Origin of the sequence: Bacillus sp. J14TS2, assembly GCF_018333015.1 — a bacterium.
GTDB lineage: Bacteria > Bacillota > Bacilli > Bacillales > Bacillaceae_C > Lederbergia.
The window spans coordinates 272,752-284,540 of record NZ_BORE01000001.1 but is presented as its reverse complement, the minus strand read 5'-3'; the positions used below and the strand labels follow the sequence as shown (position 1 = coordinate 284,540).

Annotated in this window: 12 protein-coding genes; all 12 read left to right on the top strand. The window is 39.8% G+C overall.

Going from position 1 to position 11,789, the window contains the following annotated elements:
- Window positions 1–152 precede the first annotated feature (152 nt).
- The 12 genes from KI375_RS01175 (at window position 153) to KI375_RS01120 (ending at window position 11,783) form a co-directional block, all read left to right on the top strand.
- On the top strand, window positions 153–536 hold the full coding sequence (locus KI375_RS01175; protein ID WP_212971716.1) for a response regulator: 384 nt from the start codon (window positions 153–155) through the stop codon (window positions 534–536).
- A gap of 147 nt (window positions 537–683) precedes the next feature.
- The gene (locus KI375_RS01170; RefSeq protein WP_212971715.1) at window positions 684–1,538 is read left to right on the top strand and encodes a class II fructose-bisphosphate aldolase; all 855 of its coding nucleotides are present in this window, start codon (window positions 684–686) and stop codon (window positions 1,536–1,538) included.
- Between the two features lie 364 nt (window positions 1,539–1,902).
- Window positions 1,903–3,189, top strand: a complete 1,287-nt coding sequence (locus KI375_RS01165) for a UDP-N-acetylglucosamine 1-carboxyvinyltransferase (RefSeq protein WP_212971714.1) — start codon at window positions 1,903–1,905, stop codon at window positions 3,187–3,189.
- Window positions 3,190–3,422: 233 nt separating this feature from the next.
- Window positions 3,423–4,706 carry a transcription termination factor Rho gene (gene rho, locus KI375_RS01160; protein ID WP_207446932.1) on the top strand — a complete coding sequence of 428 codons (1,284 nt, stop codon included), beginning with the start codon at window positions 3,423–3,425 and terminating at the stop codon, window positions 4,704–4,706.
- 187 nt (window positions 4,707–4,893) lie between these two features.
- Window positions 4,894–5,100, top strand: coding sequence for a 50S ribosomal protein L31 (gene rpmE, locus KI375_RS01155; RefSeq protein WP_207446407.1), 207 nt, complete (start codon window positions 4,894–4,896; stop codon window positions 5,098–5,100).
- 369 nt (window positions 5,101–5,469) lie between these two features.
- Window positions 5,470–6,081, top strand: coding sequence for a thymidine kinase (locus KI375_RS01150; protein WP_212971713.1), 612 nt, complete (start codon window positions 5,470–5,472; stop codon window positions 6,079–6,081).
- Between the two features lie 138 nt (window positions 6,082–6,219).
- A complete protein-coding gene (prfA, locus tag KI375_RS01145) occupies window positions 6,220–7,290 on the top strand; it encodes a peptide chain release factor 1 (protein ID WP_207446395.1) in 1,071 nt (356 codons plus the stop codon).
- Window positions 7,291–8,151, top strand: a complete 861-nt coding sequence (gene prmC / locus KI375_RS01140; protein WP_212971712.1) for a peptide chain release factor N(5)-glutamine methyltransferase — start codon at window positions 7,291–7,293, stop codon at window positions 8,149–8,151.
- Window positions 8,152–8,382: 231 nt separating this feature from the next.
- On the top strand, window positions 8,383–9,183 hold the full coding sequence (gene spoIIR, locus KI375_RS01135) for a stage II sporulation protein R (protein WP_212971711.1): 801 nt from the start codon (window positions 8,383–8,385) through the stop codon (window positions 9,181–9,183).
- A gap of 151 nt (window positions 9,184–9,334) precedes the next feature.
- The gene (locus tag KI375_RS01130; protein ID WP_212971710.1) at window positions 9,335–10,393 is read left to right on the top strand and encodes an L-threonylcarbamoyladenylate synthase; all 1,059 of its coding nucleotides are present in this window, start codon (window positions 9,335–9,337) and stop codon (window positions 10,391–10,393) included.
- Between the two features lie 156 nt (window positions 10,394–10,549).
- A complete protein-coding gene (locus tag KI375_RS01125; RefSeq protein ID WP_244852156.1) occupies window positions 10,550–11,128 on the top strand; it encodes a manganese efflux pump MntP in 579 nt (192 codons plus the stop codon).
- A gap of 220 nt (window positions 11,129–11,348) precedes the next feature.
- Window positions 11,349–11,783 (top strand): low molecular weight protein arginine phosphatase, encoded by a 435-nt coding sequence (locus tag KI375_RS01120; RefSeq protein ID WP_244852154.1) that lies wholly within the window; start codon window positions 11,349–11,351, stop codon window positions 11,781–11,783.
- The last annotated feature ends 6 nt before the right edge of the window (window positions 11,784–11,789 follow it).

The following is an 11,789-nucleotide window of genomic DNA, read 5'->3' as shown; positions in this document are numbered from 1 at the left end:
TCCTTTCCCTATTCCTTCACTCATTATACTGTTGAAATATGAAGAAAAAAAGGGATTTTTGAAGGACTAAGTAAAATAAAAATAGAATATTAACAAGTGTTACTGGATTTATATTTTACTATTTTAATTAACAATATTGAGAGGGAGATAAAATGACAAAGAAAATATTAATTGTCGATGATCAATTTGGTATTCGTATTTTATTAAACGAAATTTTACAAAAAGAAGGCTATCAAGTTTATCAAGCGGCTAATGGACCAGAGGCATTATCTATCACGGAAGAGCATGATCCTGATCTAGTATTATTAGATATGAAAATTCCGGGTATGAGCGGTCCGGAGATTTTGGCTGAAATGAAAAAGATGAAGGCTAATATTGGGGTGATGATAATGACGGCATATGGTGAACATGAATTAATTAAAAATGCCAAAAGATTAGGAGTTATCACTCATTTTTCAAAACCATTTGATATTGAAGAAGTTCGCAGTGCTGTTAAAAAATATTTATTTGAAGGAAATACAGACGCTCCCTCATAGAGTCTGTCTGGTATATCATCCCATTGGTAAAATCGTTGGTAATAAGTAGGTGAATTTGGTATGATAAGAGAGGAAGAAAACTAACCGCTAGGATATAGTCCTAAAATAGCACACCAGTGCGCAGTTTACCCCAGAGGAGGAAAAGCAATGCCATTAGTTTCTATGACTGATATGCTTAATAAAGCAAAAGAAGAAAAATATGCAGTAGGACAATTTAATATTAATAACTTGGAGTTTACACAAGCAATCCTTCAAGCTGCAGAGGAAGAAAAATCACCTGTTATTCTTGGTGTTTCAGAGGGTGCGGCTCGCTATATGGGTGGTTTTAAATTTGTAGTGAAAATGGTAGAATGTTTAATGGAAGAATATGAAATTACTGTACCTGTGGCAATCCATCTAGATCATGGCTCTAGTTTTGAGGCATGTGCCAAAGCTATCCATGCTGGATTTACATCTGTAATGATCGATGCTTCTCACGATCCATTTGAACAGAACATTGAAACAACCTCTAAGGTCGTTGAACTTGCTCATTTCCATGGGGTATCGGTTGAAGCTGAGCTTGGTACTGTTGGTGGACAAGAAGATGATGTATCTGGAAGCATTATCTATGCAGATGCAAAAGAATGTGCGGAGTTAGTAGAACGCACAGGTATTGATTGCTTGGCACCTGCATTAGGTTCTGTTCACGGCCCTTACAAAGGTGAGCCAAATCTTGGATTCAAAGAAATGGAAGAGATCGGAGAATTGACAGGAATGCCATTAGTTCTTCATGGTGGTACAGGTATCCCAACGAAGGATATTCAAAGAGCGATTTCTTTAGGAACAGCTAAAATTAATGTGAATACAGAAAACCAAATTTCTTCTGCCAAAGCAGTTCGTGAAGTTTTAGCAGAAAAACCTGATCTTTACGATCCTCGTAAATATCTTGGACCAGCACGTGATGCCATTAAAGAAACGGTGATTGGCAAGATGCGTGAATTTGGTTCCTCTGAAAAAGCATAATTTTTTAGAAAAAAAATAAATGATGGTGGCCGCTCGTTTTAATGGGCGGTTTTCACTGTCGCCTTACGCTTTTCTTGTTCTCCTTCAATGTCACTACTCCTATTTTATGATCTACAAAAAAATATAAAATATCTATTGCATGGGCCTCATATAATGATTTGATTACACAAATGTTAAAAATTACTACTTTTTTACATGTTTCGCCAAAATTCGTATATAATATTGTATAATTAGGCCTGCAGAAAGCAGGTCACAAAGGCGTTGCGACGTACAAGATTACTGCAGGCAAAATGTTTGAGTCTGTCAACAGTAAGTCGCTAAGTTAGCCTTTAATTCTTATTATTTCCCAGAAAGGACGACTAAGATGGAAAAGCTTAAAATTGCAGGTGGTTATCCTTTAAAAGGGACGATTAAAGTAAGTGGGGCTAAAAATAGCGCCGTTGCCTTGATCCCTGCTACACTCTTGGCTGAGTCGCCTGTGACAATCGAGGGCCTTCCTGATATTTCAGATGTGCATATTTTAAAAGCATTGCTAGAAGAAATTGGTGGAGACGTTCACTTTGATCAGGGGAACATGACTGTGGACCCTACGAAGATGGTTTCAATGCCTTTACCAAATGGAAAGGTAAAAAAATTAAGAGCCTCTTATTATATGATGGGGGCTATGCTTGGGCGATTCAAAAAGGCGGTTATCGGTCTTCCGGGTGGCTGTCATTTAGGTCCACGTCCCATTGATCAGCATATAAAAGGTTTTGAGTCTCTTGGAGCAAAGGTTACGAATGAACAAGGGGCTATTTATTTACGAGCAGATGAACTTCGAGGTTCACGTATTTATTTAGATGTTGTAAGTGTTGGAGCTACCATTAATATTATGTTGGCTGCCGTCAAAGCAAAAGGACGTACCATTATTGAGAATGCGGCTAAAGAACCAGAAATTATTGATGTAGCAACACTTCTAACCAATATGGGAGCCAAAATCAAAGGTGCAGGGACAGATGTTATCCGTATTGATGGTGTCGAAACATTAAATGGCTGCCGTCATACGATTATACCGGACCGGATCGAAGCAGGTACATACATGATACTAGCGTCGGCAGTAGGAGAAGGTGTTCTGATTGATAATGTGATCCCGCATCACCTCGAATCGCTAACAGCGAAGTTACGAGAGATGGGCGTTCAAGTAGATGTTGGGGATGACCAAATTTTTATTGGTAAGGGAGATCAGTTTAAACCAATTGATATAAAAACACTTGTCTATCCTGGTTTTCCAACTGACTTACAGCAACCACTTACTGTATTGTTAACAAAGGTAGAAGGTTCATCCATCGTAACAGATACCATTTATTCTGGACGATTTAAGCATATTGATGAATTAAGAAGAATGAACGCAAATATCAAAGTAGAAGGCCGTTCAGCTATTATTAATGGTCCATCCGAATTGCAAGGTGCAAAAGTAAAAGCCTCTGATTTACGAGCTGGAGCTGCTTTAGTTATAGCCGGCTTACTTGCAGACGGTATTACTGAGGTATCAGGTCTAGACCATATCGATCGTGGATATAGTGGCTTGGTTGAGAAGCTAAATGGACTTGGTGCGACGATTTGGCGTGAAAAGATGACAGAGGAAGAAATGGAACAAATAAAGAACGCATAGGTCTATAGGACTTGGTACGAGCGCCGATTGAATATATAGAGTATAAATAAACATAAAAGCGGGGAGTCTGAAGGATAAAATAGACTCCCTTTGCAAGTTTTCCCATTTCCGTGTAATATAGAGACATCTTCAAAGCTCCAACTCTTCATTGCGCAGCTAACTAGCATCCTTCCCGTATTTTAACAAAGCTATTATTTTTATATTTTTTGAAATTAAAAAAGTGTGGTGTCATGATGGCGGATTTAAATATTTCATTACTTGAAGATATGAAATTAAAAGAATTATATGAATTAGCTAAGGAATACAAAATTTCTTACTACAGTAAATTGACGAAAAAGGAATTGATTTTTTCAATTTTGAAAGCTCGCGCTGAACGAGAAGGCTTTTTCTTTATGGAAGGTGTCTTGGAAATCATTCAATCTGAAGGGTTTGGGTTTCTTAGGCCAATTAATTATACGGCTAGCTCGGAAGATATTTATATTTCAGCTTCGCAAATTCGTCGTTTTGATTTAAGAAATGGTGATAAAGTCTCCGGTAAAGTTCGGCCTCCGAAAGAAAACGAACGTTATTTTGGATTGCTTCATGTCGAAGCGGTCAATGGAGCAGACCCTGAAACTTCAAAGGAACGCGTTCATTTCCCTGCGCTTACTCCTCTGTATCCTGACCGTCAGATAAAATTGGAAACGACCCCAACCAATCTATCAACAAGAATCATGGATTTGGTTTCACCTGTAGGCTTTGGCCAACGGGGATTAATTGTTGCCCCACCGAAAGCTGGAAAAACAATGCTATTAAAGTCAATTGCTAATTCTATCACAACGAATCATCCGGAAGCGGAGTTAATTGTTTTATTGATAGATGAACGTCCTGAAGAAGTAACGGATATTGAACGATCCGTTGACGCAGATGTGGTTAGCTCGACTTTTGATGAGGTGCCAGAAAACCACATTAAAGTGGCAGAGCTTGTGTTAGAAAGAGCGATGCGGCTAGTGGAACATCGGCGCGATGTTGTCATTCTGATGGATAGTATTACGCGATTGGCGCGTGCTTATAATTTAGTTATACCGCCAAGCGGTCGAACTCTCTCAGGAGGGATAGACCCTGCTGCATTTCATCGTCCGAAACGCTTTTTTGGTGCGGCGCGAAATATTGAAGAAGGCGGAAGTTTAACGATTCTAGCAACTGCTCTTGTCGATACAGGGTCAAGAATGGATGACGTGATTTATGAAGAGTTTAAAGGGACAGGAAACTTAGAACTGCATTTGGATCGCTCGCTGGCAGAAAGAAGAATCTTCCCTGCCATTGATCTTCATCGTTCTGGAACAAGAAAAGAAGAACTACTCATACCAAAAGAGCAATTGGATAAACTTTGGAAGTTGCGTAAAGCGATGTCCGATACTCCGGACTTTATGGAAAAGTTCATGCGTAAATTACGGAAATCCAAAACAAATGAGGAATTTTTTAATATGCTTGCAGAAGAAACCAGAGGAAGGGCAAACAGTAAAACGTTAGTCTAAGCAAAGCTATTTATTTTGTAGCAAGGAAGATATTTCCGATAGAATTTCTTTTAAAATAATTGCATTCTAAATATAGAGTTGTTATAATTATAATTGTGTTTTTATTACATGATATGAACACAAACGATTTCTAGTGTATTTTAACTCTGTTTCAGCAAATGATTCAGGGCATAAGGAGATGAAAAGAATGAAAGCAGGAATTCATCCAGCATATAAAAAAATTATGGTGAAATGCGCATGTGGGAATGAATTTGAAAGTGGTTCTGTAAAAGATGAAGTGCGAGTTGAAATTTGTTCAGAATGTCATCCATTCTATACAGGCCGCCAAAAATTTGCTTCTGCAGATGGGCGTATTGATCGCTTCAATAAAAAATACGGCCTTAAAGAAAAATAAAGCGGAAGCGCCTGTCCAGCTGCGTACAAACTTTGAAATTAAAGGATGAACGGCTAAGTTCGCGCCTTCCTGGCGCAACGCCGTTCTGACCAACATCCTGTTGGCCTGAGATAAGGGAAACACGATGAACCCGAAGGGTGAATCGTAGGAAGGCACCGAAAGTTTGCTAGCAGCTAGGCGTTGTAGCTAGACTGAAAATAAGAGTTGTAGGCTGAAAAAAACAGGCATGTATAAGTGCCTGTTTTTTTAATGCATGAAATTGGGTTTGGGCATGTTGTGCTGACTTCTATGTTATCCACAGGACGTGGGTAGCTTTATTAGAAGTTCATTACCCTGATACATGAGCACAAGAGGAAGGAGCTATGCCTCATGGAAATGATGAAACAACCAGGGTGGATAGAAGTAATTTGTGGAAGTATGTTCTCAGGAAAGTCTGAAGAACTGATTCGACGTGTAAGGAGGACCATTTTCGCTAATCAATCGGTTTTGGTATTTAAACCTCAATTAGATGACCGTTATAGCGTGGACGAAATTGTCTCTCATAATGGAACTGCGATTATGGCAGAACCAATCCTTTCCGCTGCGAATATACTTCAGAGACTCAATGAAGAGGTAGACGTTATAGCGATTGATGAAGCGCAATTTTTTGATCAGGGTCTTGTGGATATTGTGCAACAACTGGCTAACCAAGGCTATCGAATCATTATTGCCGGTTTAGATCAGGATTTTCGTGGAGAGCCATTTGGTCCAATGCCTACATTAATGGCGATTGCGGAACGAGTAACAAAACTTCAAGCAGTCTGTGTTGTTTGTGGCTCACCGGCTAGTCGTACCCAACGTTTAATCAATGGTAAGCCAGCCAATTATGAAGATCCAGTTATTATGGTAGGTGCTGCGGAGAGCTATGAAGCACGCTGTCGACATCATCATGAAGTGCCTACAAAGTTAACCTCGACTATTAAACAAATGGAAAATCCATGAAGAAACACCCCCTCCTTAGTGAACATTTATTCTTGGGGTAGTTAGTGAAATTTCCTTTTTTTCGCAGAATGGTTTGCTTTGAAGGGAGCCAACGTTATAATATAGTAATCATGGAAGCCAACTTTTGAGGTGAAAAGCATGTTTGATAAATTGCAATCGGTTGAAGAACGTTATGAGAAGTTAAATGAATTATTAAGTGATCCAGAAGTGGTCAGTGATTCCGATAAACTAAGGGAATATTCAAAAGAACAATCCAGTATTGCAGAAACCGTAGAAGTATACCGAGACTACAAGATAGCACAAGAAGAATTTAAAGGTGCTAAAGATATGTTAGATGAAAAATTAGATGAAGATATGCGAGAAATGGTCAAAGAGGAAGTCAATGAGCTTCAAGAAAGACTAGAAAAGCTGGAAGAGCGTTTGAAAATTCTCCTTATCCCGAAAGATCCCAACGATGATAAAAACGTCATTATGGAAATTCGTGGTGCTGCTGGAGGAGATGAGGCAGCTTTATTCGCGGGTGATTTGTATCGCATGTATAGTCGTTATGCGGAGGCACAAGGCTGGAAAACAGATGTCATTGAAGCAAATTCTACCGGTCTTGGAGGATTTAAAGAAATTATTTTTATGATTACAGGAAATGGTGCCTTCTCAAAACTTAAATATGAGAATGGGGCTCACCGTGTTCAACGTGTACCTGAAACAGAATCAGGCGGGCGAATTCATACCTCGACTTCTACTGTGGCTGTGCTTCCTGAAGCAGAAGAGGTAGAAGTAGATGTTCATGAAAAGGATATTCGTGTGGATACATTTGCCTCTAGTGGCCCAGGGGGACAAAGTGTTAATACAACGATGTCTGCTGTTCGTCTAACGCATGTTCCGACGGGGATTGTTGTTTCCTGCCAGGATGAAAAGTCTCAAATTAAAAATAAAGAAAAAGCGATGAAGGTGTTACGGGCACGTATTTATGATAAATTCCAGCAGGAAGCCCAGGCGGAATATGATGCCAATCGGAAATCAGCTGTAGGCTCTGGAGATCGTTCTGAACGAATTCGTACATATAACTTCCCGCAAAATCGGGTAACGGACCATCGAATTGGTTTGACGATTCAAAAGTTGGATCAAATTCTCGAGGGCAAGCTTGATGAAGTGATCGATAGTTTGGTGATTGAGGATCAATCGAAAAAGCTTGAGAGCGTGGAAGAATAAATGTTAACGAAGAAAGTGTTTGAGGCCCTGAAATGGGCTTCTTCTTGTTTAAAGGAACATCATCGTGATGAGAATGCTGGGGAATGGCTGCTTCTGTGGATTTTACAGATAGATAGATCTACATTGTTAGCAGAACAAAGAATGTCACTAACAGAGGATCAATGGAAACGTTTTGAACATGCGGTAAAGCGGCATGTAACAGGCACACCCATTCAACACATTATCGGGTATGAAGAATTTTACGGACGAAAATTTATCGTGAATGAACATGTGTTGATTCCTCGGCCAGAAACAGAAGAGTTAATCGAGGCTGTTTTGCAGAGAATACACAATGTATTCCCTGTAAACGAGCATTTGAAGTTAGTAGACATTGGGACAGGTAGTGGAGCGATTGCGATTACCATGAAGCTAGAAGCTCCAAGTATGCAGGTGATGGCAACGGATATATCTCAGGATGCATTAAAAGTAGCAAGAGACAATGCCAATGCATTGAGAGCAACGATCCATTTTCAGCAAGGAGATTTACTTGAACCGCTTGTACAGACCGGCGAAAAAATGGATATTATCCTTTCCAACCCACCTTATATTCCTGTTCATGATGTTCTAGATGAGGTTGTCCGAGATCATGAGCCTTCTTTGGCCTTATTTGCTGGAGAGGATGGCCTGGATTTTTATAGGAGATTTGCCTTGGGCTTACCGAAGATTGTTCAGAGAAAAGCGTTGATCGCCTTTGAAATTGGAGCAGGACAAGGGGAAGCGGTTGCTGCTTTAATGCAGCAGGCCTTTCCAACAGCGCTTACGGAAATACTATTTGATATTAACGGAAAAGATCGAATCGTCATCATTCAATGCAGAGAGTGATGATGGTAAAATCGCCTGCGCATTTCGTGTGTCTGGCTCCAGCGCCTAGCGATTAGCAAACTTTCAGCTTCTTCCTACGATAAGTCAACATCGGCTCATGCTTCGCCGTGTTTCCTTTATCTCGTCAGAAGCTTAAAAAGTTTGTACATCGCTAAACAGTCGCTTGCGCTTTTCTGTGTATATGATTCTATTTTTCTGTCTATACTGCTTTTGTAGAGGGGGCGGTTAGATATGAAGAAGGAATATATGAAAAAAAGATTCTATCAAAAGAATATTGCGTGGATATATATATTGGTTTTAGTGATTGGGTCTGCGATAAGCTTAATTTTACCTAAGATGGAAGTAGCGCAGGCAACAGATCCCTTTGTTATACCAGATGAAGCGATTCGTTTACGGATATTGGCGAATAGTGATAAGGAAAAGGATCAGGCGATTAAGCGAGAAATTCGGGACGCCGTAAATGAAGAGATTAATGAGTGGGTGGCTGAATTAACCTCACTTGATGAAGCTAGACAATTGATGAAGTCACGTTTAGACATTATTGAAGGGATTGCCAATCAAAAACTAGAAGAAGCAAATATAGAGGATACGGTACAAGTTGATTTTGGTGAAGCTCAGTTTCCAACAAAACTTTATGGTCAATATCTTTACCCGGCAGGAACATACGAGGCGATTGTGATTACAATTGGAGAAGGCAAAGGAGCGAATTGGTGGTGTGTGCTTTTCCCACCATTATGTTTTCTGGATTTCTCTAATAGTTTAGCTGTAAGTGAAGCGGCAGCAGATACAGAAGAAACTGTAGATCAAGAACATATAGAGTCCAAAGCGGAAGAGGATTTGCAAGAACAGGAAATACAAGAAAAAGATAAAGTAAAGAATAAAGAAGATAAGAAAGCAGAGGCTGATTTAGAAAAGTCTGGGGATAACGGAGAAACTGTGGAATATGAAGCAGAAGCGGATATGGTAGTCAACCAAGAAGACGAAGTAGAAGTAAAGTTTTTCCTGGTTGAATTATGGGATAAATTTTTTTAAATCCTTATACACAGAATTAACAGGGGTTATCCACTGGGAGAGAACTAGTTATCCACATTTGTGGGTAACTAGTTCGCCTTTTTGATACTTATCAACAGATAAATCCAAATATAACGGACTTTTTAGATTGAATAGAAATGGGGAACAAATGATGAACACAATTCACTGGTCTGTGGAAAAGGTTGTGGATAATTTCGAAACCTATCCACAGATTCAAGAAGCTGCACAGTATATTCGGGATAACGAAATAGTGGCCTTTCCAACTGAAACGGTGTATGGATTGGGGGCAAATGCAGGTTCAGACAAGGCTGTAGCGCGAATATTTGCGGCGAAAGGTCGACCTTCTGATAATCCACTTATTGTCCACATTGCTGAATATCAACAATTAGAAAAACTAGTAATGGAGATATCAGAGCAAGTCAGGTTGTTGATAAGTGCTTTTTGGCCGGGACCACTTACGTTGATTTTTCCCAAAAAACCGGGAGAATTATCAGAGCATGTGACCGCAGGATTGGATACAGTAGCGATTCGAATGCCGAGTCATCCTGTTGCTCTCGCTTTAATTCGCGCCTCAGGTCTTCCGATTGCTGCCCCTAGTGCGAATCGTTCAGGTAAGCCAAGTCCGACTACTGCGAAGCATGTTGAACAGGATCTTAATGGGGAAATCGCCGGGATTTTAGATGGAGGAGCGACAGGTGTTGGCCTTGAATCTACGGTTTTAGATTGTACTGGGCAAGTTCCAGTCATTTTGCGACCAGGTGGAATTACGAAGGAAGAATTAGAAAATGTGATATCAGATAAAATTGAAGTTGCATCTAATACTATAGAAAAGAAGAGTGCACCACGAGCACCTGGAATGAAATATACCCATTATTCCCCAAGTGCCCCGCTTTATTTAGTCGATGGGAAAGTAGACTGGATCCAAGATTTAATTGATGAGAAGCGCAAGGAGGGACTTAAGGTAGGCATGCTCGCTTCAGCAGAGACAAAACAAAAATATAAGGCTGACCTTGTATTGGATGTAGGCAGTAGACATAATCTTGACCACGTAGCTCATCAACTCTATAACAGCTTACGTGAATTTGATAAATCGAATGTTGAGATTATTTATTCGGAGATATTTCCTCAAACTGGTGTAGGGGCAGCGATTATGAATCGACTTGAAAAAGCAGCCGGGCATCAGTGGATAATTCAAGTGGAAAAAGACTAGTGATATTATAACGGTTCAACTAGCACCGCTCCCAGAATACGAGGGAAAACAAGAATAATAAATGAGGGTCGCAAGATTTTCGCTGATTGAAGTTTCATTTTATCTCTTAACTAACTTCTAGTCTTATAGTTTCCTGCATATGTTTCCCTTATAGGCATGTCCGAAGGGAAAGGGGATAGTGGGTTGCTTGCGGAGATTGTGACGGTTATGATCATGGCTTTTGCGGTAAGTATGGATGCTTTTTCGATCTCTCTTGCTATAGGTGCATATAAAATAAGATTAAGACAGATCTTTTATATTGGACTTGTTGTCGGCATATTTCACTTATTAATGCCTTTATTAGGAATGTTTGCTGGCCATTTATTATCAGGTACTTTTGGAGATATTGCTATTTATATTGGTGGAGTCTTACTTATTATACTGGGATTGCAGATGGTGCTGATGATCTTTCGAAAGGATCGTGGTTCGACTTTTCTCCCTGTTGGATGGGGCGTCTTACTCTTTTCCCTTTTAGTCAGTATTGACAGTTTCTCAGCAGGTTTAAGTCTGGGAATTTTTGGCGCGAAGGCAGCAGTCGCTGTTGTTTGTTTTTCGGCTATGTCGATTGGCATGACATGGAGTGGCCTGTTAATCGGTCGGAAAATGCAAAATATGTTAGGGATATACGGTGAATTATTAGGCGGCATTATCTTAATTGCCTATGGAATAAAACTGTTAGTTCCGTTTCCATGGTGAAAAGCAACCTTGAAATGAGAAGAAGATAAGACAAGTGCTTTTTTCTATATTTAGCTAGCGCCCAGCAAATATAGGACGTTAAACAGGGGCTGCTACTTTTGTATGCGACAGCTGGAAAAAGCTGTCTTTTTTTATGGAAGTATGGCATAATTTTTACAAAGCAACATGCGGTCTTTTGACCTATATGTGAAAACGAGAAGAATATGGAGGCGATCATACATTGAGCGGTTGGAGGGTGCTTTTTATTTGTACTGGTAATACTTGCCGAAGTCCGATGGCTGAAGCGATCTTCAATCATAATTGGAGGAATAGGGGGGTAGCGAAATCAGCTGGTTTATTTGCTATTGAAGGAGAAAATGCTGCCTACAATACGATACAAGTTTTACAAGAAAAAGGAATTGACTGTAAGCATCGATCTAAAGCATTGGATAAGGATGATATGGATTGGGCTACTCATGTTTTTACAATGACAACTATGCATAAAGATATGGTTATGAATGCCTATCCAGCTTATGCTGATAAAATTTTTACGCTAAAAGAGTTTATGGGAGAATATCCGTTAGATGTTGCAGATCCGTATGGTGGAGATGAAACTGTCTATCAAAGGATGTTTGCTGAATTAGATGAGTTAATTAGCAGGATGTTCACAGAATAAAATGGG

Bases quoted from the DNA above. Each gene is read 5' to 3' on its own strand.
- KI375_RS01175 (WP_212971716.1), top strand. From the start codon at position 153: ATGACAAAGAAAATATTAATTGTCGATGATCAATTTGGTATTCGTATT.
- KI375_RS01170 (WP_212971715.1), top strand. From the start codon at position 684: ATGCCATTAGTTTCTATGACTGATATGCTTAATAAAGCAAAAGAAGAA.
- KI375_RS01165 (WP_212971714.1), top strand. From the start codon at position 1,903: ATGGAAAAGCTTAAAATTGCAGGTGGTTATCCTTTAAAAGGGACGATT.
- rho (WP_207446932.1), top strand. From the start codon at position 3,423: ATGGCGGATTTAAATATTTCATTACTTGAAGATATGAAATTAAAAGAA.
- rpmE (WP_207446407.1), top strand. From the start codon at position 4,894: ATGAAAGCAGGAATTCATCCAGCATATAAAAAAATTATGGTGAAATGC.
- KI375_RS01150 (WP_212971713.1), top strand. From the start codon at position 5,470: ATGGAAATGATGAAACAACCAGGGTGGATAGAAGTAATTTGTGGAAGT.
- prfA (WP_207446395.1), top strand. From the start codon at position 6,220: ATGTTTGATAAATTGCAATCGGTTGAAGAACGTTATGAGAAGTTAAAT.
- prmC (WP_212971712.1), top strand. From the start codon at position 7,291: ATGTTAACGAAGAAAGTGTTTGAGGCCCTGAAATGGGCTTCTTCTTGT.
- spoIIR (WP_212971711.1), top strand. From the start codon at position 8,383: ATGAAGAAGGAATATATGAAAAAAAGATTCTATCAAAAGAATATTGCG.
- KI375_RS01130 (WP_212971710.1), top strand. From the start codon at position 9,335: ATGAACACAATTCACTGGTCTGTGGAAAAGGTTGTGGATAATTTCGAA.
- KI375_RS01125 (WP_244852156.1), top strand. From the start codon at position 10,550: ATGTCCGAAGGGAAAGGGGATAGTGGGTTGCTTGCGGAGATTGTGACG.